The sequence below is a fragment of the Kitasatospora sp. NPDC093679 genome, assembly GCF_040683455.1.
In the GTDB taxonomy this organism is placed as follows: domain Bacteria; phylum Actinomycetota; class Actinomycetes; order Streptomycetales; family Streptomycetaceae; genus Kitasatospora; species Kitasatospora arboriphila.
In genome coordinates, this window is record NZ_JBFBDW010000045.1 from 8045 (window position 1) to 33983 (window position 25939).

At 73.0% G+C, this 25939-nt stretch carries 23 protein-coding genes, 1 tRNA gene and 2 pseudogenes; 8 read left to right on the forward strand and 18 right to left on the reverse strand.

Annotation, left to right across the window (positions count from 1 at the left end):
* Window positions 1-7 precede the first annotated feature (7 nt).
* Window positions 8-247 (reverse strand): hypothetical protein, encoded by a 240-nt coding sequence (locus tag AB0O09_RS28825; RefSeq protein ID WP_363546361.1) that lies wholly within the window; start codon window positions 245-247, stop codon window positions 8-10.
* 661 nt (window positions 248-908) lie between these two features.
* Here AB0O09_RS28825 and AB0O09_RS28830 point away from each other — a divergent pair.
* On the forward strand, window positions 909-1295 hold the full coding sequence (locus AB0O09_RS28830) for a hypothetical protein (RefSeq protein WP_363546364.1): 387 nt from the start codon (window positions 909-911) through the stop codon (window positions 1293-1295).
* Window positions 1296-1514: 219 nt separating this feature from the next.
* Here AB0O09_RS28830 and AB0O09_RS28835 read toward each other — a convergent pair.
* From AB0O09_RS28835 to AB0O09_RS28870, 8 genes and pseudogenes are all read right to left on the reverse strand, one after another.
* Window positions 1515-1591, reverse strand: a tRNA-Met gene (locus AB0O09_RS28835).
* A 998-nt stretch (window positions 1592-2589) separates the two neighbouring features.
* Entirely contained in the window at window positions 2590-2952 is a 363-nt protein-coding gene (locus AB0O09_RS28840) for a DUF6042 family protein (RefSeq protein ID WP_363546366.1), read from the reverse strand.
* Window positions 2877-3179, reverse strand: coding sequence for a hypothetical protein (locus AB0O09_RS28845; RefSeq protein ID WP_363546369.1), 303 nt, complete (start codon window positions 3177-3179; stop codon window positions 2877-2879). The genes AB0O09_RS28840 and AB0O09_RS28845 overlap by 76 nt, the downstream gene beginning before the upstream one ends.
* 865 nt (window positions 3180-4044) lie before the next feature.
* Window positions 4045-4182: a hypothetical protein gene (locus AB0O09_RS28850; protein WP_363546371.1), complete on the reverse strand. Its 138-nt coding sequence runs from the start codon at window positions 4180-4182 to the stop codon at window positions 4045-4047.
* Window positions 4179-4547 carry a DUF6247 family protein gene (locus AB0O09_RS28855; RefSeq protein WP_363546373.1) on the reverse strand — a complete coding sequence of 123 codons (369 nt, stop codon included), beginning with the start codon at window positions 4545-4547 and terminating at the stop codon, window positions 4179-4181. The genes AB0O09_RS28850 and AB0O09_RS28855 overlap by 4 nt, the downstream gene beginning before the upstream one ends.
* Before the next feature lie 448 nt (window positions 4548-4995).
* The gene (locus tag AB0O09_RS28860; protein ID WP_363546374.1) at window positions 4996-5550 is read right to left on the reverse strand and encodes an XRE family transcriptional regulator; all 555 of its coding nucleotides are present in this window, start codon (window positions 5548-5550) and stop codon (window positions 4996-4998) included.
* A 6-nt stretch (window positions 5551-5556) separates the two neighbouring features.
* A complete protein-coding gene (locus AB0O09_RS28865) occupies window positions 5557-7671 on the reverse strand; it encodes a transcriptional regulator (RefSeq protein WP_363546512.1) in 2115 nt (704 codons plus the stop codon).
* A pseudogene (locus AB0O09_RS28870) lies at window positions 7558-8342 on the reverse strand (IS5 family transposase); the annotation flags it as partial. The gene AB0O09_RS28865 and the pseudogene AB0O09_RS28870, both read right to left, overlap by 114 nt.
* 291 nt (window positions 8343-8633) lie before the next feature.
* On the opposite strand from AB0O09_RS28870, the gene AB0O09_RS28875 reads away from it, so the two are divergent.
* Window positions 8634-8930 carry a hypothetical protein gene (locus tag AB0O09_RS28875; protein ID WP_363546377.1) on the forward strand — a complete coding sequence of 99 codons (297 nt, stop codon included), beginning with the start codon at window positions 8634-8636 and terminating at the stop codon, window positions 8928-8930.
* Between the two features lie 422 nt (window positions 8931-9352).
* Here AB0O09_RS28875 and AB0O09_RS28880 read toward each other — a convergent pair whose 3' ends face one another.
* On the reverse strand, window positions 9353-9826 hold the full coding sequence (locus AB0O09_RS28880; protein ID WP_363546380.1) for a hypothetical protein: 474 nt from the start codon (window positions 9824-9826) through the stop codon (window positions 9353-9355).
* A gap of 418 nt (window positions 9827-10244) precedes the next feature.
* Here AB0O09_RS28880 and AB0O09_RS28885 point away from each other — a divergent pair, with 418 nt between their 5' ends.
* Window positions 10245-10655 (forward strand): spore-associated protein A, encoded by a 411-nt coding sequence (locus AB0O09_RS28885; protein ID WP_363546383.1) that lies wholly within the window; start codon window positions 10245-10247, stop codon window positions 10653-10655.
* A gap of 75 nt (window positions 10656-10730) precedes the next feature.
* On the opposite strand, the gene AB0O09_RS28890 is transcribed toward AB0O09_RS28885, so the two are convergent.
* Together AB0O09_RS28890 and AB0O09_RS28895 are read right to left on the reverse strand one after the other, a co-directional pair.
* Entirely contained in the window at window positions 10731-11246 is a 516-nt protein-coding gene (locus AB0O09_RS28890; RefSeq protein ID WP_363546386.1) for a hypothetical protein, read from the reverse strand.
* A 413-nt stretch (window positions 11247-11659) separates the two neighbouring features.
* Window positions 11660-11803: a hypothetical protein gene (locus AB0O09_RS28895; protein ID WP_363546389.1), complete on the reverse strand. Its 144-nt coding sequence runs from the start codon at window positions 11801-11803 to the stop codon at window positions 11660-11662.
* A 974-nt stretch (window positions 11804-12777) separates the two neighbouring features.
* Between AB0O09_RS28895 and AB0O09_RS28900 the strand changes: the two genes are divergently transcribed.
* From AB0O09_RS28900 to AB0O09_RS28920, 5 genes are all read left to right on the forward strand, one after another.
* Window positions 12778-13185, forward strand: coding sequence for a hypothetical protein (locus tag AB0O09_RS28900; RefSeq protein WP_363546391.1), 408 nt, complete (start codon window positions 12778-12780; stop codon window positions 13183-13185).
* Window positions 13185-14558 (forward strand): lanthionine synthetase C family protein, encoded by a 1374-nt coding sequence (locus tag AB0O09_RS28905; protein ID WP_363546394.1) that lies wholly within the window; start codon window positions 13185-13187, stop codon window positions 14556-14558. The genes AB0O09_RS28900 and AB0O09_RS28905 overlap by 1 nt, the downstream gene beginning before the upstream one ends.
* 36 nt (window positions 14559-14594) lie before the next feature.
* Window positions 14595-17747, forward strand: a complete 3153-nt coding sequence (locus tag AB0O09_RS28910; RefSeq protein ID WP_363546397.1) for a lantibiotic dehydratase — start codon at window positions 14595-14597, stop codon at window positions 17745-17747.
* 299 nt (window positions 17748-18046) lie between these two features.
* The gene (locus AB0O09_RS28915) at window positions 18047-18403 is read left to right on the forward strand and encodes a hypothetical protein (protein ID WP_363546399.1); all 357 of its coding nucleotides are present in this window, start codon (window positions 18047-18049) and stop codon (window positions 18401-18403) included.
* Window positions 18404-18772: 369 nt separating this feature from the next.
* Window positions 18773-21241: a hypothetical protein gene (locus AB0O09_RS28920; RefSeq protein ID WP_363546402.1), complete on the forward strand. Its 2469-nt coding sequence runs from the start codon at window positions 18773-18775 to the stop codon at window positions 21239-21241.
* A gap of 848 nt (window positions 21242-22089) precedes the next feature.
* Here AB0O09_RS28920 and AB0O09_RS28925 read toward each other — a convergent pair.
* From AB0O09_RS28925 to AB0O09_RS28950, 6 genes and pseudogenes are all read right to left on the reverse strand, one after another.
* A complete protein-coding gene (locus tag AB0O09_RS28925) occupies window positions 22090-22452 on the reverse strand; it encodes a hypothetical protein (RefSeq protein WP_363546405.1) in 363 nt (120 codons plus the stop codon).
* A 665-nt stretch (window positions 22453-23117) separates the two neighbouring features.
* A pseudogene (locus AB0O09_RS28930) lies at window positions 23118-23312 on the reverse strand (flavodoxin family protein); the annotation flags it as partial.
* Between the two features lie 763 nt (window positions 23313-24075).
* The gene (locus AB0O09_RS28935) at window positions 24076-24477 is read right to left on the reverse strand and encodes a DUF2267 domain-containing protein (protein WP_363546407.1); all 402 of its coding nucleotides are present in this window, start codon (window positions 24475-24477) and stop codon (window positions 24076-24078) included.
* Between the two features lie 56 nt (window positions 24478-24533).
* The gene (locus AB0O09_RS28940; protein WP_363546410.1) at window positions 24534-24938 is read right to left on the reverse strand and encodes a DUF2267 domain-containing protein; all 405 of its coding nucleotides are present in this window, start codon (window positions 24936-24938) and stop codon (window positions 24534-24536) included.
* 49 nt (window positions 24939-24987) lie between these two features.
* A complete protein-coding gene (locus tag AB0O09_RS28945) occupies window positions 24988-25281 on the reverse strand; it encodes an STAS domain-containing protein (protein WP_363546413.1) in 294 nt (97 codons plus the stop codon).
* A 125-nt stretch (window positions 25282-25406) separates the two neighbouring features.
* Complete coding sequence (locus tag AB0O09_RS28950) at window positions 25407-25841, reverse strand: Hsp20/alpha crystallin family protein (protein ID WP_363546416.1); 435 nt, start codon at window positions 25839-25841, stop codon at window positions 25407-25409.
* Window positions 25842-25939: the final 98 nt, after the last annotated feature.

Consider the following 25939-nt stretch of genomic DNA (forward strand, 5'->3'; position numbering starts at 1 on the left):
GGGTGCGTCAGGTGGGTTGGTCGGTGTCGGAGCGGCCGGTGGAGGTGGTGGCGTCCTGGCCCGGTCCGGGGCCTTGGGGAGGACGGCGGGCGGGTGCGTCAGGTGGGTTGGTCGGTGTCGGAGCGGCCGGTGGAGGTGGTGGCGTCCTGGCCCGGTCCGGGGCCTTGGGGAGGACGGCGGGCGGGTGGTCGGGGGCCTCGTGGGAGCGGTGGACAAACGCCTGGATCTGCGTCTGGTCGTGCGTCATGCGGCTGAGGGCACGGTGTGACTGATGGCGCGTTGAGACGGCGGCGTCGATCTCGTCGAGGTCGTCGCGGCTGTGTTCGGCCCTTGGGTTCAGACGGGCGGCAAGGCCCTGCAGCGGCAGGCGGCTGAGCCCGGCGATCATTCGGTAGGAACCCGTGGCCGCGTGCCGGGGGCTGGATTGCGCCGCCGGGTTGTTGCCGCAGTAGGGCCGTCTGGTGGGCGGCCGGCGGTCCGGTGCCGGTGCCCGAGCCGGAGCCGGAGCCGGAGCCGGAGCCGGAGCCACGATCCCCGCTGTGTCCGCTCCCCCGCTCGGCAGGGCCGGTTGCCGCTGCACAGCTTGTCCGCGCGGCGGGAGTCGCCGATCGACCGGGCGACCGGGCGGGACCCGGTACGGCCGGGGGCAGGGCCCGGGGCTGGCGGCGGGGCGGCAAGGCCTGGCCGCCCGGGTGTCGGTTGTGTGGCCCGTGGTCGTTCGGACGGCCGGGGGGCGGATAGCGGATGTCGGATGTCGCCGCTGTGGGGTGGTGGGGGGTGTCGGGTCGGGCGATCGTGCGCCGGGCCGGAGGCGGGGTGCGGGCCCGGGCCGGGGGTCTGCGGGATCGGCCCGGGCCGGTGGGCCGGTGGGCCGGTGGGCCGGTGGGCGAACCGGATAGGTTGGCGCGGTGGATGAGCCGATGGTTCCGAGCGCGGGCATGGTGGTCAGCGTGCGGACGCGCCAGGACGTGGTGATCGCCGATCCGGAACGGTTCCTGGCCGCAGCCCGTGCGGCCTACCGCGACCTCACCCCCGGTGCCACCGAAGAGGAAGCGGCCGAACACGTCCACGATGTCCGCGACGCCGTGTTCGTTCTACTGGAACGGTTCGGGCGGCTCGCGGCAGACCCCCACCCGGCACCGTCCGAAGGTCCCGGCCTGCCGGCCCCCGAGCGCCCGGACGGGCTCTCCCCCGCGGGCGACCTCACGCAGTTGGTCTTCGACGACCCTGGGACGCTGCGGGGCTATGGCTGTTTCCTGCCCGAGGACCCGTTCGCCCTCCCGCCGACCCCATGACGCAGTCGTGGCCCGCGGTGTCTCGGCCGTGGTGCCGGTGGCAGTCCTCGGCCGGGCCGGCCCCGATGCTGTGCCGGGTTCCGGTCGTGCCGGTTCTGGTCGTGCCCGGGATTTTTGTGGGGAACGCCGCGCCGCTGTCAGGCAAAGCTGCCCGGTGGAGGCTCGGGCGTGAAAAGGGGACCGGGCCCGGTGCGCTTCGGCGCACCGGGCCCGGCCGGTTGGTAGCGGGGACAGGATTCGAACCTGCGACCTCTGGGTTATGAGCCCAGCGAGCTACCGAGCTGCTCCACCCCGCGTCGGTGAAGGCGACTGTACGACACCGCGGCCGCGCGGGGGAAACCCGTTTCTGCAGCCCGGAGGTGGATCGGCCGGGCCGCGGGAGCGGCGGACGGGGGACCGGCCGGGCGTGCCCCGCGGGGCGGGGTGCGGCCCCGCCCCTCGGCCCGGTGCGTGGAGAGGAGGACCGGCGAAGCACCTCGGGATTTTATGTCCGTTGCCTGCCCCAGAGTCACGTGCGTGTCCGCTGCCGTCACGCCGCCGGCGCCCCGGCCGGACGAGGCGTAGCACGGACACCGCGCGGGCGATCCGGCACTGCGGGCCGTTCCAGCAGGGGCGGGATCCCTGCCGGGCACGGACACGGACACGGACCCGTGCCCGGCAGGGCCGCGGTGCGGTAGCGGGTAGCGGGTAGCGGTTGACGACGGGCAGCAGGGTGGCGCAGAAACGGTCGGCGGCGGGCAGTTCGGCGGTGGCCTCCTGCAAGGGCATGACAGCGGTACGGATTTCCTCGCCGTGGTCTGCTCGCCCGGTACTCCCCCGCCGGGGTGGGTGCGGCGCGGGCGGGTCTGCCGGCGCCGGGGCACTTCGGCGCGTCGGCGTCGAAGGACCCCGGCGTGGCTGCCGGTTGGGCCGGGAATCGTCCCTGTGTCTGGTCCACCGCCTGCTCGTGCTGCGATCGTACGCCGCCGCGGAATGCGCAGGGTCAGGGAATGGGCAGGGTCGAGGATCGGCCGCCGTCCGGTCTCTGCCCGGCGTCCCTCCGGCGTCCCTGCAGCGGCGGCCGGTCTTCGCGGGCGATCGCCCCGGGGATCGGCCGCGCGGCCGCGGCTGTTTGGACGGCGGGTGGGGGCGAGGCGGACAACGGGGGGCGGCGCGGCTGGCGGACGGCGCGGCCGGATGCCGGCCTTGGGGACGGGGACGGGGACGGGGTGCTGCCGGGTCACGGGCTTTCGGGGAGGGCGGTGCGGGTCGGGCCGGCCTCGGTGCGGTGCGGGTCGGGGTACAGCGCGTCGCGCTACAGCCGGAAGACGTTGTGTCCGGCGAGGGTGGTGAGGTCGCCGTCCTCGATCAGTTGCAGGACGCCCTGGCGGGCGTGCTCGGTGTCCTGGCCGATGGCGCGGGCGAGGCGGCCTTGGCTGGTCGTGATCTCGGTGAGGCGCACACCGCACGGTGTGAACAGGCCGATGACGGCCGCGGTGCCGCGGCCGTGGGTGTGGCGGCGCTCGAGGTCGGCCAGGGCCTGCCGCTCGGTGTCGTCGCGCGGGAAGACGTCGCCGGGCCGCGGCACCGGCCGCACCGGGCTCAGCACGGTGCCGGCGGGGCCGGGGGTCTCGAGCAGAACGCCGGCGGCAACCAGGAGGGTGACCAGGTCGTCCACGGTTTCGGGGTGTCGAGGCCGTAGTGCGCGGCGTAGCGGGCGGCGGCCTCGCGGGCCCTGGCCAGTGCCGCCTCGGTCTCCTCGCGGTCCGGGTCGTCCAGGTCGTCCAGGTCGGGGAGATCGGGGAGATCGGGGAGGTCCCAGCAGGAACCGGCCAGGCCGCCGGTGGCGATCGCGGCGCCGAGTTCCTCGCGGGTGGGCGGGGTCTCGGCGAATCCGGCGTACATCAGACGACGGAGGTGGCGTGCGGCGGCGTGCGCATCCAGCCGCCACGGACGAGGGCGTTCTGGTGGGCGGCGCGGTCCTGCCCGGCCAAGGGCTGCCCGGCGACGGTGTTCGACACGGGGGTGGTCTCCTGCGGGTCGGCGATGTCGTAGGGGTGACCGGGCCAACGACCGGGGCCGGCAGGGTGGCGCACAGAACATCGGGCGCAGCCGGCAGGCCTGCAGGAACGGACGGCCGGCCTACGGGAACGGACGGCGGCTCTACCGGGCACGGCAACCGGTGGTGACGGGTGGCGTTCGCCTGCGGCCACTGCCAGTGGCGGGTGACGGGTGACGGCCGGTCGCGGCTGGCCACCGGGTCCGCTGGCGTCCGGATCTGGGCCCACACCTGCGGGGCGGACCGCTTCTCGTGATCGGGGGACGGCCCGGCGACGGTCTTCGCGTGGGCGGCGTGGTCGTGTCCGGCAGCACTGCGGCCGGCCTCCCCAGGGATGTGGCCGGCCGTCCGGGCGTTCCCTGCGGCGTCGACGGCGACCGCGGACAAGTCACCGGCCAGGCCGCCGCGAATCTCGGCGGGCGGGTCGGGCCATGCCGGGATCGTGGCCGGGGCCGGATGGCCGAGTGCGGCGGCCAGGTCGTAGGCAACGCGCAGGCGCCGGCGCGGGCTCCGGGGCCGGTGCGGGCTCCGGGGCCGGTGCGAGTGCGGGCTGTGCGGGACGGGGTCCGGGCGGCAGGGGAACCGGGATCAGCCGAGCCAGACGAGGTCGATGACGTAGAGGCGGCCGGCCGTGCTGTTGACGAGGTAGACGAGGCCGAGTTGGCCGATGGAGGCGCAGCGTACGTCTTCGCCTTCAGGGTCGGTGGCGTCCTACTGCGGCCGGCCCCAGGGGGTACGGGCGGCGATGTCGAGGAGGTCACGCACCAACTGCTGGGTGTGCCCGGGTAGTTCGGTGAACGCTTTGGCGGCCTTGGGTGAGAGGCGGGCGGGCCAGGTGCGGTCGTTCACGGACGGGTTCCGAAGAGCTGGTCCAGGTCGGTACCGTCCTCGTCGTTGCTGCCGGCGGCGGTGAAGGCATCGACGGCGGGAACGCTGTCGAGGCGGACCTGCCAGGTGCGGACGACATCGTGAAGGGGCGTCAGATCGTAGGTCTGCCGGGAATCGCCCAAAGCCTTGGCCCAGTCCCGTTCGAACGCCGGCAGCCAGCGGCCACAGCGGTCGGTGTCCTCCTGGGCGCGGATACGGGCGAGCAGCCGGGCAGCGGCCCGCGGGGCCGGAGCCGGAACCGGCGGCAGGACCGGAGCCGGCGGCGGGGCGGGAAGGTGTTCCGGCTGGGCACTCATACGAGTCTCCCCCACTTCGTCCCCGGTCACGGTACGGCAATCGACACCCGGCGGTGACCTGCATCGCACCGAATTTCCCCGCCCGTCCGCCGGCCTCGAGGCGGAGGTGTCGGCAAGGCCCCCCGGGGACGCCGGATGCGCGCCCAGCACCCACGGGCCCCGCGATGCCCGCCCGGCCCGCGGGTTCGCCCGGCCCGCGGGTTCGCTGCCCTCCCGTCGCCGACCCCGTACCGGTCCCCGCCCACACCGGGCAGCAGGCCTACCCACCAGACGGACGACACCACCCGGAACAGGCCAAGGGCCAGCGAGACCGATACAGGGTGGGCAGGCCGGGGGACGGAAGGGCCGGTGAGGCCCGATACGGGACGTGCAGGCCGACAGGGCCAGGAGCCGGCGGCCGGAAGGGCCGGGGCCTGCGGCCGGGAGACGGGAGACGGGAGACGGGAGACGGGAGACGGGAGGGTTTCGCCGTGGCGGGTCAGTACTGGACGTCGATCGCCTGGATCCGGGTGAATTCGACTTCGAGTCCGGCGGCCCGTCCGCCGTCCTTGAAATAGATTTCCTGGAATCCCTCGGCCATGATCTCGCGCATGGCTCGGTCGCCGACGCCCTGCTCCTGGGCGGTGAAGAGGCGGTCGGCGTAGGCCGGGGGGAGGTGAACGGTCAAGTGGCGCAGCCGAGGCTCGTCGGTGGTGCCGACGGGAGCGGTGTAGCCGAAGTGCGCCCACACCTCCACGGTGATGCCCGTGCTGGTCGCCGCCTTCTTGCGGGCCTGGCGGCGGATGCCGGGCTGCCACGCCCGCCCAACCTCGCGGGCCAGGGCCTGGCGCAGTGCGCTGCGGGGGGTCTTACGCTGTCCGGCGAGGTAGCGTTCGACGGTGCGGCGGCTCACACCGAGTCGGGCGGCGACGGCCGCGGTATCGCCCTTGGCAGCCTTGGTCAGCAGCCGCATCTGAGCCTGCGCGCCCTTGGGTGGGGCTTTGGTGAAATGGCCGGGCGCGGCCCGGTCCAGGGCGTCGGTGATCTCCTCCACGGCTGGCTACTTCCCTTCGACGGCGCCGGAGTCATAGCCCTTGATGTGACGGGCCGGATTGAGGGGCTGGTCGCGCTCCAGCCAGTCGACGACGGTGAGCATCGTCTGGACGCCCTCGAGCTTCGCCAGGCCAGGGGTTGCGCCGAGCCGGAACGTGCCCGGGAGCACGCCCTTGCCGGAGCCGGTGAGCGGCAGGAAGTCCAACGGGCCGGGACCGGGTGAGGCGTAGACGACGCAGTCGTTGTTGACGCCGAGCGGGTAACGGCCGTTCGCCCGGGCGACGTTCGCCATCTTGCGGTGCATGTTCACCCTCGCCTTGGCGATGACCGCGGCCCTAATGTCCGGGCGCCAGGTCTCCCGCTGAAGCGCCGGCCACGGCTCGCCCTTCGTGTAGGCCAGGCCCTGGGGGCGTTCACGGAGCTTACCGATCCCGAACTTCACCGTCGACTTCACCGCGGACAGGACGATCGCGATCTGATGGTGACGCCAGGCAGCCGCACGCAGTTGATCGTCACCCGCACCGGCCAGGTGACCCAGGCCTTCGGCCACGAGCGCGGTACGCAGCACCTCAAGGTCATCCCCGGCCTCCTTGAGAAGACGATGAGCAGCCATCCCGGCGAGAAAGGCGCGTTCGTCGGTGTCCTTGTCGGTGGGGATGCCGGCCTCGGCCATGGTGGTGACGTAGGCCTCGCGCAGGCGGTCGTGCCAGGGGTCGAGGTAGGCACCGGTCCTCTCCCGCAGGTACGCCTCGATCGGCCGGACGTCGTGGCCGAGTTCGACGGCGTAGGCGACGGTGGGAGTGGCGTACCAGGCCGGGCCTTCGGGGTGCCTGCCGGTGGGAGTGAACGGGGAGGGCAGGCGGGGGTCGGTCGGGATGTGCGACAGATCGACCAGCCAGGAACCGGGCGCCTTCTTGTCGAAGGCCGGCCGGTGGAGATGGACCGGGCCGGACAGGCCGACGTTCAGGCGTGCGGCGGCGGCGAGATAAGCGGTGTTGATGTCGATGCCGACCGCATACGGCTCGATCATTTCCGCCTCGGAGAGGGTCTCGACGGGGCGCAGCCACTGGTAGGACTCCTCGTCGAGGAACCCGCCGCTCCAGCCTTGGGCGGCCGGATGCTCCGGCGGGACCTCCGGCGGCGCCGCCTGCACGACCTCGGTCAACGCGCCCGGCATCGGCCCCGACACCCATCCACCGCTCACCTCGTCACGGACCGCCCGGGTCGGCGGGCGCAGCGCGGTCATCAGCTCCAGACCACAGGTAGCACTCGAGCCACGCGGGGTGATGACCCGTTGGGCGTAGACACCCAGCACACGGGCCAGATCCGGGGCAGGCAGACTCGCGGCATCACCCCAGGCACGGGGGTCCAGAGCACGCCAGGGCAGGACGGCGAGTTGCAGACACTGACGACGACCGTCCTTGACCGGCCGGTAGATACGGGCCCACGGTCCGAAACCGCGGCGGGTGAGCTGCCACTTCGAGCGGGTGAGTGCCTTGACCGCCTTGTGGTCCTCCGGAAGCCGCTGGCTACGGCGGGTGGCGGGGTCGTCGTCCAGGGTGAGCGGCAGACCAAACCTTTCGGTAGCGGCCGCGGTAAGAACGAGCAGCGGGTCGGAATCCCTCCCGTGACGATGCAGCCGAGCCGCACCCAAACCGGAAGCGGTCAACGCCCACCCGGCGAGCTGCGCCAGCGTCGTGGCCGGGCAGTCCAGAACAAGCCCACCAACACCATAAGCAGTGCCATCGCCATCGAGCACGACCAACGGCCCGTTCGGGAACCGGTCGTCGAACGCCGGCGCTGGACGCACCACACGACGCGACTGCAACTGCGACTGCAACCGCGACTGCGGGGCCCGTACCGGCACCGGCACAGGCGTTGAAGCCGGCGATGACACCAACGCAGGCATTGAAGCCAGCACCCCTCGGCCCGTCGGAGAACCACCGACACCCGAACCACCACCCCCCAAACCAGCAAAATCCCGCAATGAGGTGCGGAGCTTCTGTAGGCAGATGATGCTGCAGGCGAGTTGGAGCAGGCCGAGGTGGAGGTCGGCGCGTATCTCGTAGCGGGTTCGCAGGCGTTTGAGCCGGTGGAGCCGGGCGAAGGTCCGCTCGACCACGCAGCGGGTCTTGCCGAGTCCGGAGCCGTGGGTGACGCCGCGGCGGGCGATCCTCGGGGTGATGCCGCGGTGGCGCAGGATCAGGCGGTACTTGTCGCGGTCGTAGCCGCGGTCGGCGAACAGCCTGCGGGGGCGTCGGCGGGGCCTGCCACGTAGGCCGCGGACGGGCGGGATGGTGTCCAGGAGCGGCAGGAGCCGGTGACGTCGTGGCGGTTGCCACCGCTCAGCGTGACGGCGAGCGGGGTGCCGTGCCGGTCGACGATCAGGTGGTGCTTGCCGCCCGGCCGGCCCCGGTCGACCGGCGAAGGTCCGGTGTGAGCCCCCCTTGAGCGCCCGATGTGCAATCCGTCGATCGCGGCGTCATCCATCTCCAACATCCCTGCCGCCCGCAGTTCGGCGAGCAGGACCTCGTGCAGGCAGGGCCACACGCCGGCCTCGGTCCAGTCCCTCAGCCGCCGCCAGGCCGTGATCCCGCTGCACCCGGTCCGCTCCGCGGGCACGTCCCGCCAGCTCACGCTCTTGCACAGCACGTAGACGATGCCGCGCAGAGCAGCACGGTCATCCGCGGGCAGCCGGCCGGGGTATCGGTGGCGTCGCGGCGGACGTGGTGGCAGCAGCGGAGCCACCCGCTCCCACAGGTCATCCGGCACAAGATCATCCGAGACGTGCAGCACTCTGCCGCCCAGACGCCTCAACTGCCAAGCCCCCAAGCCGAACTCATCCTGAAATGATCAGTTGGGATGCCATCACCTCGCTGGGGTGGTGGCTGCCCGCCACCGGTCCCGGCCTCGCGGTAGGAAGTGGGCGGGCAGGATGCCGGCTGTCGTTGTGGACCAGGGCCGCGCGCACCCGTACCCGCAGCGGGCCCCAACTCACTCTCTGGGTATGCCTTCTGGGCTGGTTCCGTCAAGAGCGGTACCCTGCCGTGGATAGCCTGTGCCGTCGTCGATGCGGGGGCGCACATGTCGAGCACCGTTTTCCTGATCCTCTCCCTCGGCCCGCTCGCCCTGATCCTGGTGGTCATCGCCGCGCAACGGGCGAACGCGGTCGACGATGCCTACACCGGGGAGGTCACCGAGCGGTGGGTGAGCAGTTCGACCGGTACCTACGGCACGACAACCCGCTGCATGTTGCGGATCCGCACCGACCAGGGGCGTGAGCTCGCCGTGCAGGTGGACGGCCGGACGTACCAGGCGCTCGACATCGGCGACCGTGTCCTCAAGACCCCGGGCACGCGCTGGCCGGTGCGATCGGAGTAACGGCGTCCTCAAACGGCGCCGCCCGCCCACGACCACCTCACGGCCCACCACGAACCACTCGGCCTGCCGCGCCGCTCCGCCCTCGATCGAGTCCTGAAGCGCCTCTGACCGCAGCACGGACCGACCGGGCCCGGGCCCAGCCATGCGCTCGCTGATCGGGTGGATGCAGCCCCGGCCATCCGATCCGTCCGGCCCGAGCCCCGGCGGGGCTGCTCGCGCCAATGACAGCGCCCCTCCAGCAGTGCTCCGCGTTGAGCGGTTGGGGCCCGGACGGACAGCCGGCCGCCGCAGACCGGCGGCCGGGGGCATCGGTCCGGCGAGGTCGTGGTGCGTCAACGACGGCTGCGGCTACAATTCGCACGGTGCAGATGCGGCTGACGTCCCGTGTACGGGCTGCCGCACCGAGGGGGCGGGCGCTCCGGTCAGCAGTGGAAGGTCGGGCTGGTGTAGTAGCCGATCGCGCTGGGGCCCGAGGTGATGCCCTCGACCCAGATGCAGTGGCCGGAACCCGGAACGCTCACCGGACCGGCGTAGTAACGGTAGTTGTCGCTTCCGTCGGGCCGGTTCTCGATGCTGGTGCAGTCGGAGCTGCCGCCGGGAGTGTCCTCGCGGCACTCGATCAGCCGGATCGAGATGAAGCCCGCGGTTCCGTACAGGCTTCCGGCCTTGACGTTGACCGCACAGTTGCGGCCCGTCGAGCCGTCCCAGAACAGGTGCACGTGGCTCAGCACCTGGCCGCCGTAGGCCTTCACCGCGAACGGGGAGTCGCTCACCTCGGTGCCCGAACACCCCCAACCGCCGGCCATCGCCGGGGTGGCCGTCGAGAACGTGATGCCGCCGGCCACCGCAAGCAGCGCCGCTGCGGCCACCGCCATCCGCCGTGCGATCGTACGCATGCAATCAGCCTTCCATCGGGGTCGGACGCGATGCGCACCATGATCGTCGGCCTCCGTATCGTCCCGGTAGCGGGACCGGAGTCGCGCCGCCGTCGCCCGGACACACCGCACCCGCACCCGCACGCGCGGGTTTGCAGACCGGCGGGGGCGCAACTGCGCCGGGCGAAGGGGCGCAGCAGGGCGGAGGTGGGACATCGGCGCGCGGCACCGGTGGCGTTCGGCGGCCGCGCTACCTCGGCGATACGGGCTTTTGCCAGTCTGCTCACCACGACCGGCCCGGAAGCGCCGCCACGCCCCGCACGCACCGCGTGCCTCCCCCCGTTGCCCTGGCACGCCCCGTTCGGAACCGGTGGGACCGGCAGGACACGGCCAGGACCGGGCGCCACGAACCCCGCAGGACGGAGTGAACCCGATGCACATGTCGACGAAGCGAGCCGCTGCCCGTCTCGGCACCCTGGCCCTGGTGGCGGGCGCCGCCGCCACTGCAGTGCCGACGGCTGCGCAGGCCGCCGGCTACAACGGCGTCTGCGGTTCGGGCTACACCGTCATCGACCACCGCGACCTCAACCTCGGCGGCACGGTCTACCTGACCTACAACAGCAGCAACGGCAACAACTGCGTGGTGACGGTCCGCAACAGCCCGGGACAGCCGATCCTCATGCTCGCCGGGCTGAGCCTTGCCGGTGCCTCCGCCTGGACGAAGCTCGACGAGAACTACTACCGGTCCTATGCCGGGCCGGTCTACCTGCACGCCGAGCACAGCTGCATCGACTGGGAAGGCGGCATCGAGAGCAACGTCAGCGGCGGCTTCAACGCGCACTGCGGCTGATCGTGGCCCGTCCCCGTCCCCGACCGCGGCCGCGGATCCGAGGCCGAGCGGTGCTGTGCCGTCGTGTCCGTGGCGTCAGGACGTTGGCATGGACAGGAGGAGGCCGCCTTCGAGGCGGTCCTGAATGTGTCGGCCGTGCGCGGCGCAGACGACGACGGTGCCGCCCTGCGTGTCCATCGCCAGGAAGGTCGCCGGTTCACCGCACGGGCTCCGGGTGCGGTCGTAGCCCCATCCCGCGCCGCACTCCTCGCACCACGAGCGACCGTTCTCGGTTCTCAGCGTCGGTCCGCAGCGCGGACACACTCCCCACCACGCCGTGCACGACCCGGGCCACTGGGCGGCCCGGACCCGGGCGAGCTTCTCCGCCGCCTCCCCGATCCGCCGCGCCGCCCGGGTGAGCGTTTCGCCCACATCGCCCGGCAGCGCTCCTCGCACGGCCCGCGGCAGGCCGGTCTGCTGCTTCAGTCGCTCCCGCACGGCGGCGACGTCCCGCGCCAACGCGTCGGCGCGGGCCTGGAGATCCCGCAACTCCGCAGGCGTCGGCTCACCATCGCCCGCGGCGGATTCGGCATCCGCAAACAAATCACTCACCCCCGACAACGCAGCCGTACACCAGCAGATCCCCGGCCCGATGCCCCACCTCCGGCGGTCACCGGCCGGGAACGCATCGTGATCAAACCATGACACCCGCGCCCCGACAAGAGACGAAGGTCACGCAGTCGAGCCAAACGATCACCGCCGGCAACGCGATCATGTCGTCCACGGCCGCGCACCCTGCCACTGGCTCGCCTTCCGAGCCCTCCGGCGCCCGCCTTGTGGACGCCGAACGATCGTCGGCGGCACCACCCGCCGAAACAGCTCACGAAAGGAACGGCGTCCAGGCTGCCCGATCCTGTTGTCCACATCGCCCTTCCGTCCAGCACTGCACTGTCCATGCCCGTCGGTCGGCGGATCGCCTCCGCAGCCTGCCGGGGCCCGCGAGGCCCCCGGCAGGCATCTTCCGGCTACGGCACGGCTTCGCAGAGGGCGGTGGCCAGCAGGGTGTGCATCCGGGCGATGGGCGCGTTGGCCGCATGGTGGGCGTTGGTCACCACGGAGGCGTGGCAGCCGTCCGCGGTGACCGGGGTCTCGCTGCAGTAGCCGTTCACGATGCCGTCGTGGCCCCCGGCCGTGCCGCCGCACGGCCGGGTGCGAGCAGCGACTCCGAGACCGTGGGAGAGACCACCGCCCACGCCTCGCCGCCGCCGGCCCCCAGGGCCGGTGCCCGCCGCCCGCAGGTGCCGAGGCGACGCCGACGGCGCACTCCCGGGCAACACCGGCCGGCGGCGCCTGCCTGCCGTCGTCGCCACCGCACGCGGAACGACCGAGGCCCGCCAGTTCGACCGGCGGGCCTCACTGCTGTGCGGGGGTGCCTTACGCAAGCACAGTTGCCGCGGGAAGTTCTTCGGGCCACACGAACGCCCACCATGGCTCGGCGGGGAAAAGGGTGGGCCGGTACAGCGTCTCGCCGACGGGCCGGATCGGAGTGACGTACGGCGTCGGCGCGAAGGGGCACAGGGCCCGGTCGTCCGGCACCGCTGCGCGAACCACCTGTACGACGAAGCGCCGGACCTGGGTGAGCTCGAGGAGGGAGTTCACGTGAGTGGACGTCAGGACGCGGACGGTGACCGGCTTCGCGACACGGCGGCATGCGTCGGCGAGCGGCAGCCGCCCGTTGAGGACGAGCCGCAGCGTCTGCTCGATCGGTGCCTGGCCGGGCGCGGACGGGAACCTCCTCGACCGGTGCACTGGACGCGGTAGGAAAGGGCGGAGGCATGCCGCGCGTCGCCGCCGGGCGGACGGGGTGCCCGACGAAGCCATCCCGTGCCGGTCCCATGATCCAAAGCTCCACTCCGACGGTGCACCTCGCGTTTCGCCCCGTTTCCTGGCACCTCTCCTCCCTCCTGCCGGCAGTGGGAGTCGACCCACCGGTGGCGGAGGGTGACGGCAACCGGAAACGGAGCGTCACAATGTCACGGAGGGTTGCATGCTGCGGTGTCGTCACCCGCTTGCAGCCACCCGTCGCGGTGCCATAGTGGAAACGAGTGAACATGCTCGGCAACCACCCCCAGAAGGTTGCGCCATGAACGACAGGCAAGTAAACGCCAGGATCGGCGAGGACCAGTTCGACTTGGACATCCGGGTCAGGGTGGTCACCACGGCCGTCGACCAGTTCACCCCCGAGGCGGGCGAGACAGCGAGTTGCGCCAGTACCTGTGGGGACGAGTGCACCAACAGCTGCGCCAGCACCTGCGGTGAGGAGTGCACCGTCGTCAGCCTGCCGGCGGCCGACGCCGCCGGCGAGACGGAGACCTGCTCGACCTGCGGCTCGTGCACCTCGGAGTGCGACACGGTCCCGGTCCAGTTCTTCGAGGACCACTACGTCCTGGAGGTCAGTCAGGTCCGCGCCGACGGCATCACCCGCAGGGTCGCCGGAGAACACGTCATCCGCCGCGTCGAGCGGGAGTCCCGATCGTCCCGGGAAGGCTGATGGCCGTAGCAGCGCAGCAGGCGGCCGCCTGGGAGCCGGCGGTCCGTGACGCGCGGACCGTGGCGCGGGTCCGTGACGCGGCCGTGGACGTCCTCTCCCGGCTGCGCGATCCCGGCACGGCGGAGGCCGCGGGCCGGGCCGGTGCGCGCCGGGGGCGGCCGCGGTGGACGCCGTACAGCACTGCGCAGGGTGCCGGCGGCCTCGCCCTGGCCTTCGGGCACCTCGACCGCTGCCTGCCCGGCCAGGGCTGGGACCTGGTGGCCCACCGTCACCTCGCCCGCGCCGTGGAGGGCACCGCGCGGGACCCCGTCAAGGCCCTGGGGCTCTTCTCCGGGCTCGCCGGAGTGGCATTCACCACCGCCTACCTGGCCGACGGCCGGGGGCGGTACCGCGCGCTGCTCGGCGACCTCGACACCAGCCTGTACACGCGGATCCCCCGCAGGCTGCCCGCGGTCGACGGGCGGGGAGTCGCGGTCGGGACCTTCGACGTCGTCTCCGGCTGGACCGGTGTGGCCGCCTGCCTGCGCGTCCGGCCGCCCGGACCGGACCGGGACCGCGCGTTGACCACCCTGCTCGGTTGGCTGGTCGACCTGTGCCGGGGTTGCCCGGCCCCCGACGGGCTCCCCGCCTGGCACACCCCGCACGCCCTGATCGCCGACGAGGCCATGCGCGCGAAGTACCCGGGCGCGGTCGCCAACTGCGGTCTGGCGCACGGCATCACCGGTCCCCTCGCCCTGCTCGCCCTCGTCCACGCCGACGCCCGTGGGCCGGCGGTGCCGGGACACACCGAGGCGATCCGCCGGGCCGCGTCCTGGCTGGCCGCACAGCACGTCGCGGACGCCCGGGGCGGCGGCTACCCGTCGGTCGCCGCGTACCCACCGGCGGTCGAGGAGTCCTCGGCCGCCGTGCCCGGTGCACGGGCCCCCGCTCCGACACCGGCCCGCGACGCCTGGTGCTACGGCAGCCCGGGTGTCGCCCGCGCACTGTGGCTGGCCGGCACCGCCCTGGGTGACTCCGGCCTCACCGCCGCGGCCACCGCCGCTCTGCGCACCGCGCTGGCGCGCCCGATCGCCTGGCGCCGCGTCGACTCGCCCGGATTCTGCCACGGCGTCGCGGGTCTGCTGCAGATCGCCCTCCGCTTCGCCGCCGACACCGGAGACGAGGCGATCGGCGCCGCAGCGCACCGCCTGGTCGACCAACTGCTCGGCGAGTACCGGCCCCAATCACCCTTCGGCTACCGCAGCGTCGAACCCGACGGCACCCGTGCAGACCGGGTCGGCCTCCTGGAGGGCACTCCCGGGATCGCCCTCGCCCTCCTGGCCGCCGCCACCCCCGAACCTCCCGCCTGGGACCGGTTCTTCCTGCTGTCGTGACCCGCCGCCCACCGCCATGACCACCCACCCACCGCGATGACCACCGACGCCTCCCACACTCCGGGCGCCCGGCAAGGGCCCTCCCCGGGGGCGCGGAGCCGCTACCGCGCCCTCGACTTCGTCATGATCCGCACGTCGATCCTGCCCGTCACCCGCTACCCCGCAGCCGACACCCCCGGGCCGGAGCCCGCCACCACGTACGTACGGGCCAACGCGCTGGCGCGGTGCGCCGTCGCCGTCTCCTCGCTGCCTCTGGCGGCCGCGCTGCGGCGCCCGACGGCCACCGAACGCGATCGACGACGGCTCGAGGCGAGTCTGTTGCGCTACCTCGTCCGGCTCAGCACCCGTCCCACCCCGTTCGGGCTCAACGCGGGCGCCGCCATGGGGCAGTGGGGGCCGGCCACCGACGTCCGACTCGCCGACGACCGGCCACCCGAGGTCCACGCCCGGCTCGACATGCACGCCCTGCTGCACTTCGTCACCGCCCTCGAATCGGCCCCGCGGATCCGCCGGGCGACCCGGGTCATCACCAACCCGGCCGTGCTGCACCGGGCCGGCCGGGTCACCCTCAGCGGCGTCGAGGCGCCGCGGACAGCAACCGGCGGTGAGAACGTCACCCTCCGCGCCACCGGCGCCGTCCTGCTCGCCCTCACCCTCGCCCGCACCCCGATCAGCCACGCCGACCTCGCCGCCGAGCTGCTGCGCACCGTCCCCGGAGCGACCCCCGGCAAGGTCGACGACCTGCTCCACCGGCTGTGGCGGCACACCTTCCTCCTCACGGACCTCCGCCCGCCGCTGACCCACCTCGACCCTGCCGGGCACGTCCTCGACCACCTCGGCCGGATTCCGGCGGCCGCCGCCGCCCACGCCGACCTGGCCGCGCTGCTCGCCGCCATCCAGGACTGGCGAAAGCAGCCCCCGGACGCCGGCGCCGACACCTTTCCGGCGCTGGCTGACCACGCCCGCCACGTCACCGGTCTCGACACCAGCACCCCCGTCCAGGTCGACACGGCACTGCCCCTCGCGGCCGGGACGGTGTCCCACCGGGTCGCCGACGCCGCCGTCCAGGCCGCCGACCTGCTGCTGCGTCTCACCCCCTTCCCGGACGGGCCTCCGCACATCACCGCGTACCGGCGCGCGTTCGAGGCCCGGTACGGAACCGCCCGCGACGTGCCCGTCCTCGAACTCCTCGATCCCGTCACCGGCCTCGGCACCCCGTCCCCGACCACCACGGTGGCCGCCCTCGACACCGACCGGGCCGACACCCTGCTGCGCCTCGCCACCGAGGCGCTCCACGACCACCTGGCCGCCGTCGACCTCGACCAGGACACCCTCGACCGGCTCACCCTCCGGGACGTCGCCCCCGCCCGGCTGCCCCTGTCGCTCGACCTCTACGCCATGGTCGCCGCCCCATCGGCCGCCGCCGTCGACGCGGGAGACTTCCGTCTCGTGGTGGGCCCCAACATCGGCGCGGGAGCCGCGGGACGCAACCTCGGCCGCTTCGCCGGCATGCTCCCGGAAGCCGCTCCCGCCCTCGCCGACGTCGCCGCCGCGGAACGCGCCCTGGACCCCGGCCGCGTCCTCGCCGAACTGGTCTACCTCCCCGAGAAGACCCGCTCCGCCAACGTCGTCGTGCGCCCCACCGTCCGCGACCACGAGATCGGCATCCGGACCAGCGCCGAGGACGGCCCGGCCCGCTACGTCCCCCTCGACGAACTCGCGGTCCGGATCAGCGACGGCAGGCTCGCCCTGATCTGGGACGATGGCGCGCCAGGCCCGGACCCGAGGGCGGACGGCACCGAAGAGCGCGTCCCACGAGCCGCCCGGGAGGTCACCGTCTGCTCCGGGCACATGCTCAACCACAGCCGGGCCCCCGCCGTCTGTCGCTTCCTCGCCGACCTGGGCCTGGACGGCACCGCGCAACTCGCCGGATTCGACTGGGGCCCCGCCCGCCACTTCCCCTACCTCCCCCGGGTCACCTACGGCCGGATCGTCCTGCGCCCGGCCCAGTGGCGCGTCGACCACCTCCAGGCCCAGCAGCTCACCGGGAGCCCGGACGGCTTCTCAGCCGCCTTCGACGCCTGGCGCCGCCGCTGGCGCGTGCCCCGCCACACCTACCTGACCAGCAGCGACGAAGCGGCAGACCACCGCCTCCTCCTCGACACCACCGGACGCTCCCACACCGAGGAGATCCGCCGGGCCCTGACCCACCTGCCGCCCGGCGGCGCCGTGATCCTCCAGGAAGCCCTCCCCGGCCTCGACGACGCCTGGGCCACCGGGCCGGACGGGCCCCGCATCGTGGAACTCGTCATCTCCATGACACGCCGCACGGCCACCCCGCCCACACCACCGCCCCGCCCACACCACGCCCCCGTCGCGCAGGCCGACCGCCTCCGTCCCCCGGGCAGCGACTGGACCTACATCAAGCTGTACGGCGACCGGCAGGAGGAGGACACCCTGCTCGCCGAGGCCGTCCGCGACATCGTCGCCTCCCTGGCGCACCACACCGACCGCCGCTTCTTCCTGCGCTACGCCGACCCCGAACCCCACCTGCGGCTGCGCCTGCGCGGTGACCCCGCCCTGCTCGTCCCGGCCCTCGGCGACTGGGCCGGAGCCATCCTCGCCGACGGGTACCTGACCCGGTTCGGCTTCGACGTCTACGACCGCGAGGTCGAACGCTACGGCGGCCTCACCGCCATGGACGCCACCGAGGCGCTCTACACGGCCGACAGCCACGCCGTACTCGACCTGCTGGCCCTGCGCCGCACCGGCCGGCTGCCGCTCGACGACACGGCGCTCGCCCTGCTCAGCATCGACGACCTGCTGGCGGGCATCGGCCTGGACGAACAGGCCCGGCTGCGCCTCTACCGCCGCCGGGCCTATCGCGAACGCCTCGCCGGCGCCGAATTCCGCACGCGCAAAGCCGAGTTCTGCGAACTGCTGAGCACCCCGCCGCCACCTCCCGTCGCCGACGTCCTCGCCGAACGCCGCCGTCTCCTGGCCCCCGCCGCCGCCCGGCTCACCGACCTGCACCGGCGCGCACTGCTCGGCCGCCCGCTCCTCGACCTCTGCGACAGCTACGTCCACCTGCACTGCAACCGCCTGCTGGGCCCGAGCCCCGCCGCCGAACGCGCAGCGGTCGAGCTGCTCCACCGCACACGCCAGAGCCTGACCCTGCGCACCGGGTGACCGGCAGCAGCGCGAGGCCCACGTGCGCCGCGCGTGGGCTCAGCTCCCGGCACTACCCCCAGGCCGGAGTCCGGGTCCCACCGCACTCGAACTCCACTGCACCGCCTCGCGGCGGTGCCCCGCCCTCGCCCCTCGGCCAGATCGCCCGGGCCGTGGAACGACGGCTCAAGAAGATCCAGTACCGGCCGGATCCCGGTGACGGCTGCCTCACCGGGAACCGGGCTCACGCTCGCCTGGACGCACCCGGGACGGCCTTCCCGTCTTCGTGGGCAAACGGCGGTCGCGGCTGATTCGGGCGGATGGAGGTCGAGCACGAGGTCCAGTCCAAGTGCGCCGACCGCGCCGAGCAGGCGTGCGGGCAGGACACAGCCTCCTTGACCGTTCTCGCTGCCGAAACCGAGACACAACCCCGGGTCGCAGTCGACGGACAGGCCCGCCAAGTCCTCGCGACGCCCGTCGACGAGTTCGACCGGCGCTTGCACATGGTCCGCGAGGTCGCTATCGCCGGCCTGAAGAACTGGCGCGCCCTCGCCCGACACCACGGCCGCCGCGACCACCTGTCCGACACCATCCGAGCCGTAGCCGGACTCCTCTCTGACCAACAAGCCGTGCACACGCACCAGTTGGCGGCCCTCCCGGCAGGCCGAGCCGCGTGATCAGCAAACCCGGCCCGCTGCCGAACACGAGCCGCGGCTGACCACGCACGAAGTGGTCAGCATCGACGCTCACCGATGAGGACCGGCGCGGACCGCGCTGTTCTGGTCGAACATCAACCCGTGGGGGACCTTCCGCCTCGACATGGACAAGCGGATCGATCTCCCGCTCACGGGATCTGTGCCCGGACCGCGCCGCCCGGCTGACGACTCCGCCCGCGGGGCAGGCGCGCGCCGGGCTCCGCCGGGCCAGGACGGTGAGGGGCCGACCGTGTGCGGGCCCGATCCGTTCCGCCCGACCGTGTGCGGAGTGCGGCAGGCCCAAGCGTGACCGCTGGGCCTGCCTTCCCGCAGAGCCGTTATGGTGCCCGGGTGATCGATTTGCTTGCTGCCGCGCGGGCCTGCACCGACGCCGATCTCGCTGGTGGCCGTCCCGCGGTTTCGCTGGTCGAGGAGATCAGGCTCGGTCTGGCCGGCGTCAGTGCCCGTAGCCTTCCCGCCGTCCTGCCTGATCGTCTGGTCGAGCAGCTGCTGCTGGCGGGCGAGTGGTCGGCGGAGCAGGCCCTCGCCCAGGTCGAGCTCCTCGAACGGCGGCAGCGCCCCGTACTGGTGGAAGCGCTGTTGCCGCACTTGCAGCCCCCGCATCGTGCCGCCGCTCTGGCTCTGCTCGACCCCGAAGCAGCGGTGTGGCTTGCCGCCGGACGGCCTCCGGCGCCGCCGGAGCGCCCGACCTCTCGTGCCGACCTGGATGCGGCGCTGGCTGCCGAAGACTACCTACGGCTGTGGGAGCTCCTCGATGTGGTCCCGCGCCTTCCCGAGCCGCTTCGGGCCGATGGAGTCCGGCTCGCCCTGGCAGCCGCCGAGGCGTACGAGCCGGGCGATTTCGAGGACGACGCCGATCGGTGGCCGGCCGTGTACCGCGCGCTGGCCCCGTTTCTCGACGAAGCCCAGCTCGCCGAGGCGTTGGGGTCCGCCGAGCCGGAAGTCGTCGTCGCCCTTGCCTCCCGCCTCGATCACGCACGGCTGGACCGGGCGCTCGCGGACGCTGCCGCCTCCGCTGCCCTCCTGGCAGGTCTGGCCCCCTACCTTGATCACGCCCAACTGGACACTGCCCTTGTCGCCGCCTCGGCTCTCGCCGACGGGTACGAGCGGGCCGAGGCGCTGGCCGGCCTTGCTCCGTACCTTGAGGCGGTGCAGCTGGAGCGGGCGGTGGCTGCCGCGGCTGCGATCATGCACAGACACCATCGCACCGCCGCGCTGACCTCCCTGGCCGCGCACCTCGGCGGTACTCGCCGCATCGAGGCCCTTCGCCTGGCCCTGGCCGCGACGACCGCGATCGGTGACAACGTTGCGCAGGTGCAGCTGCTGACCGCGCTGGCCAGCCGTTTGGAGGGCGCAGAGCGGGTTGCGGCACTGGACAGGGCGGTCACTCTCGCAGCTGTCGAGCCAGGGGTGGAGACCCTGGCCCCGCTGGTCGCCCACCTCGACGGCGCCCAGCTGGAGCGGGTGCTCACCGGCGCCCTGCGGGTTGAGGACGCCCATGCCCGGCTGACGGCGATCACCGCGCTGGCGCCCCGTCTCGATGCCTCCCAGCTGGACCGGGCGCTGCTGGTCGTCGCCGCCGTGGAGCCCTGGCGCGCATCGGTCGCCGATACCCTGGGCGGCCTCGCTCCGTATCTCGACGCGGCCCAGCTGGACGAGGCCCTCGCCATCGCCCTCGCCGATACCACCGACCTCTCGCATCGGGCGCTGATGGCCGTCGTCGCCCACCTCGGCCCGGCCCAGCAGGCCGGAGCAGTCTCGGCGGCCGTGGCCATGCCGGTGCCCGAGCGGGCCCTCGTGCTGACTCACATGCTTCCGCACCTCGACGGTGCCGTGCGTGTCGGTGCGCTGGGGCATGCCCGGAGCGCTGCTGAGGCCGTGGAGTACCCCTACCAGCAGGTGGAGGCGATGACCCGGCTCTGCCCGTACCTGCCCGAAGCGGCCTGGCGGGCCGGGATCCTGGACGTGATCGCAGGCCTGGACGAGCACGCGCGGGCCCACCATCTCACCGAGCTGGCCCCGCACCTCGACGGCCCGCAGCTTGACGATGCTCTCGTCACCGCCCTGGTGATTCCCGATGTCGGCCTGCGTGCCCTGGCGCTGTCGGGCATGGCCGCCCACCTGTCCGGCGGGGCGCTCGAACGCGCCTGCGAGGCCGTCTTCGGCATGCCGGCCGGGCCTGAACGGATGCGGGTCCTCGTCGCTCTTGCTGCAGTCCTGTCCGGAGCCCGGAGAGCCCGGGCGGTGGCCGTGGCGCTGGCCGATGCCCTCGCCGTCACCGATGAGTGGCGTCGTGCGTCGGCCCTGACCGGCGTCGCGGCCTGCCTCGACTCCGACGGGTTGGACCAGGTCCTGGCCGCAGCAGCCGCCCTGGCCGACGGAGGGCGATGCGCCGATGCCCTGACCAATCTGGTCCGCCACCTCGATACCGCCCAGCTGACCCGGGCCCTCGCCGCGGTCGAAACCATTACACCTGTGCACCTGCGCGCCCGACCGCTGAGTGCCCTGACACGTTGTGCCCCGGCGGCACTGCTGCCCCGGACTGCCGCAATGGCCTGCGAAGACCCGGCCGACGGCACGTTCGTCGCCGTGGCCCGGCGGGCCGCAGCGCTCGCCGGCACGCCACAGGCCGGCGCGGCCGCACTCACCGTACTGCGAGCAGCCTTGGACGACGGGCACCGTGCTGCCGCACTGGCTGTCCTCGCAGAGATGGTCAGCCTCGTCGCAGAGACCGCCGGTCCCGACGCGGTGAAGCAACTGTGGGCCGCCGTCACCGAAACACTCGATCGCTGGCCCTGACCTGCTCCGGCAGAACGAGACGCCTCTGCCGACGCGGCGACGGCGACCGCGGCTCGGACCAGCCGGCGGCCGATCCGTTTTCGGCGTCCTGCACGTGCTCGAAGGCGAGCTCAAGCGGTCAGCGCATCACCGCTGTTCAGGAAGTCAGCGTAGACCTCTGCCGGAGTGCGACAACCACGGGTCCTGCGCAGCGATGGTTTGGCCCGTGGGCGGCGGCCATGATGCTCTCCGGTGGTCTGACCGTCCTTCTTCTCGGCCCCGAGATACCGCCCCGGGCCTGGCGGCCGTTGCCGTCGACGGTGAAGACGAGCGCGCCGCTGTCTCCGTGGTCGGCGCCGTACCCGGAGGCGTAGCCACACCCGCCGCGGGCGGTGTGTCGGGCGGATGGCTGATCGTGAGCGACCGCTGCGCGGCCAGGTCGCGGGAGGACCGGCCGACGCGGACGGTGGAGAGGCCCGGGATGAGCGACCAACCGCCGGACTGCCTTCAGGACAGGCGTAGGCGGTAACGGTGAAGGTCGCCCGGGTGCTGGCCTGGGGGCGGGCTGGACCTTGCGGAATCCGACGAGGCGGCGGGGCCCGGCGCAGAGCTGATCCAGGCTTCAGCCCGCGCGGGTAGCGAAGTCCCTGCTCTACACCGCGGTCACCTGCACCCAGCAGGTGCCCGTCCTGGTCGACCGCCCCGAGGCCCTGGAGGCAGCAATCAAACAGCCCGCGGTCGCCCGCGCCGTCCGACTCGTCTTCCATCCGCCTGCCAGATCGGCCTCCCGTACCAGGTTCACGCGCAGACATCTGTGGGAGGCGGTCCCCACGCGGGCGGCACCGCGTACGTGCAGCAGCCGGCCCGAATCAGGTCCGCTTCTCGTCGCGACCACACACCCATGCCAGAGCGTCACGAGCACCCCGTCCGTAGTCCGGAGGGACGGGAGTGTGCGCCGCCTCGTCCTCCAGGCGGGCTTCGATCGTCTCGACCTCCTCGGTCAGGGCCTTCAGATCCGGCGCGTCCTCAGTCCGTTCGCCGCTGACGGGAGCGGTCTGCGAGCGGCCCAGCGCCCACAGGTAGCCGTTCAAGCTGCCGCGCGCGGCCTGAGTCTGCCGGTCGGGCGCGGCGGCGCCCACCTCCAGTTCCTCGAAGGCCTGCTCCACCTCGCCCTGCGGACGGACACCCACCCGCCGGTCGTCGCCGTCCCGGGGCTTCTGATTCTTCGTCATACTGGGCGTGTAACCCGGCCTGCTGTCTCAGTACCCCGTCTCGGGCAGAGTTTCACCCGACGGGCGCAGCGCGGCCCGGCCGCGCCCGAGTAGGGGGCGGGGCGGCCGAGCCGGGCATCCAAGGAGCGGAACGGTAGCACGTCGTCCCACGGCGATGACCCTACGGCCTGTCGGGGTTCGGGTGGGTGGAGGAAACGCGCGGTGGACCGCTGTTGTCAGCCGTTTGCGCGAGTCGGACGCCGGTCGCCGAAGTGGCCGGGGCCCGGTAACCACTTCCTGGGCGCAGTCACCAGGTGGCTCGGGTGTGTGCGTCGGTATCGGGGCCTCCCTCGTCGTCCGGGCGGGTGCCGGCATCGTCCATGTCCTCGCCCTCGATCCGCTTCCTGCGGGCCTCGCTGCTGACGATTGATTTGCTCCTCGGCGCCCGGGCGGGCCTCTCCTGACCGGGCCGGCCCCGGTTGCCCCGAGCGGGCGTTCAGTGTGCAGGACGACTCTCGTGTTCGGGCCGATGGTGTCCTCGCCGTTCGCGGCCGCGTCGCGAACGGTGTCGGGGATCGGCTTGTGCTCGACGCGACCTCCTCATGGCGCATCGGCACAGCTCTTCGGACGCCTCCGTGGCACGCATTCGCTCAGCCGTGTCGGGCGGCGTCGACGCGTTCGGTGCCCATGTGCATCTCCTCCTTCGAGTGCGTCATCGCAGTGGTGTTGCGGTTGGTGAAGTCGTTCTCCGGGCCTCCGGAGCCCTCGTCCAGGTACGACGGGCCGGGCCCGGCCGTGCCGACCCAGCCGGCGTCGGCCTGCAGCGGGACGACGTAGCCCAAGTGATGCAGTCTGTACAGGACGTTCATCGCGCAGCGCTCGGGACGGCGGCGTCCGGCAGGCGGTCGAATCCCGGCCGGGCCCGTGGGCGCCCACGCAGGCCTCCTCCGCGGTGGGCACGGCCCGGCCGGCGGTGTTCGTCGGCATCCGGCTGTTCACTCCTCGGTCGGGTCCCGGACCTGCCGGGCGGGCGGCCCGTTCGACAGGTCGTCGGTTCCGCGGACAAGGCAGGGACGGCGCGACCCCGTGCACCGGTCTCGGCGCACCGAACACTCGGCGGGGCCGGAACTGCGGAACTGACGGTATTTCACTGCACGGTGCCGGCGTGAAACAACTGGCGACGAACCGGTGCGATGCCGCTGGCCGACCCTTGGGGCCACGCTCCTCGGACACCGGTGCGCAGGGAGGCGGCAGTGGGACACCTGGCGCCCGTGGCACCGAAGACGGTCCGGGACGGACAGACGGCCTCGGTCAAGGCGATCACGGAGGCCGTGCGGGACGGCGACGGCCGCACCGTCCGCCGGCTGCCGGCCCGCTTCGCCGAACAGCCCACCATCACCGACCGTACGCCCTGCGCGAGGCCCTCGACACCGCCCGCCCGTCCGGCAACCGCGGGCGGAGCCGACCCTTGCCGACCGGGCTCGCGGCCCCTGCCCGGCCGGGCATTCACGCTGATCCCGCGTCTGGCGCCTTGGCCGTTGCGCGTGCTCACCCGCCCCAGCGGCCGGCCGGGGCGACGGGGTGGACGCCCGCCCTGTGCGTGAACTCCGCGCCGTGCCGGTGACGGCTCATGCGCGGCCCCGGTCACGCCGCCGCCGTGATGAGGTCGGCTCGGCCGAACAGGAGGGCGTAGCCGCGAGGCAGGTCCGCGAGAAGCCGGTCGGTCAGCCTGTCACCGGCCAGGTCGGCGAGGGCGGCAAGGACGGAGGAGGTGTCCCAGCGGGCGCCGCTGAGGCTGGTGTTCAGGGCGTGGGCGACGGCTTCGACGAAGGCCTGGGCGGCGACCGGCTCCGGCAGCGGGATCTGCGAGGTGAAGACGGCGCGGGCCCGCTCGGGCAAGGTGGCGGCGAGGTCGCAGCGTTCCTCGCCGGTGAGCTGGCCGCCGAGGACGGCCAGGACGGCGTGCAGGACGCGTTCGGCCTCCTCGTCGCTGGTGTAGCGGCCGAAGGTGCGGACCTGCTGGAGAAGGAGGCGGTACCGGGTCATGGCGGTGGTGGCCTTCCGGGGCGGGGCCGGCCGGGCGGGTGCGGCGGCGGGCGGGTTCAGGGGCGGTGGCCGGGCTGGGGCCGGCCGAACAGGAGGTCGTAGCCGGGCGGCAGTTGGAGCAGGACACGCTCGGTGAGGTCGTCGCCGGCGGCGTCGGCCACGGTGGACAGGACAGCGCCGATGTCCCACAGCGCGGTGGTCTCGGTGGCGCCCTCGATCCAGGCCGCGGTCGCGCGCACGAACCGTTCCGGGCTGAGCGGTTCGGCGGCCTGCAGCGGGTTGAGCAGGACCGGGGCGAGGGTCTCGAGCAGGCGGGCGGCCAGTTCCGCGCGCACGTCGCCGACCAGGTGGGCACCCAGCAGGGCCATGACCACTCGGGCGGCCCGCTCGGCCTCCTGCGGGGTGTCGTACTCGCCGCGTTCCCGGACCTCTTCCAAGAACGCCTCCCATCGAAGAGTCACCGCGGTTCTCCCTCCGTCCCGAGGAAGCAGTGCCAACGCCTGACGATGGTCAGGGCTCGACGGCCAGGTGCCGGTGCAGACCGGTCAGCTTGAGCAACCGCACCACGCAGCGCCCGGCCCCACGCAGGACCAAACGGGCACCGCACCGGTCGGCCTGGCCCTGGGCCCGGACAAGGGCGCCCAGGCCCGCGCAGTCCATGAACGTCACCTCCGACAGATCCAGCACCACCTCCCGGTGCGACTCGAGCGCGGCGGCCAGAGCACGGCGCAGCGAGGGGGCGGTGTCGATGTCGAGCTCGCCGCGTGCCTGCACGATGAAGGGTTCGTTTCCCTGGCCGTTCATGGCGTTGCCCCCTCTGCGCGGTCAGGCCGGTCCCGCGAGGCGGCCGGGGGCGGTGGTGTTCCGGCCGCCCCTTTCGATCGAGGGGGGAGAGATCAGGGGCGGCCGGAACGGCATCGGGGAACGGCTCAGGCCTGGATCTGCTTGCGGTCGCCGCTGTGGCTGATCGCGACCTTGCGGGGCTTGGCCTTCTCGGCGACCGGGATCTTCAGGGTCAGCACGCCGGCGTCGTAGTCGGCGGTGATCCCGGCGGGGTCGAGGGTGTCGGAGAGCATGACCTGGCGGGAGAAGACGCCGAGCGGGCGCTCGGACAGCTCCCACTTGATGTCCTCGCCTTCCCGGCGCGGGCGGCGCTCGGCCTTCACGGTCACCATGTTCCGCTCGACGTCGATGTCGATCGCCTCCGGGTCGACCCCCGGCAGGTCGAAGCAGATCACGTACTCGTCGCCGGCCCGGTAGGCGTCCAGCGGCATCGGCGTGGGACGCGACCAGGTGCCGGTCGTGTTGAGGAACTGCTGGGTCAGCCGGTCCAACTCGCGGAACGGGTCAGTGCGCAGCAGCATCGCGAAACACCTCCACTGATCGAACGGGTGCCAGTGCGCTTCACCTGACACCGTTCTAGCACGTCATCCATCCGATGACAAATCCTGAGTGTCGTCCA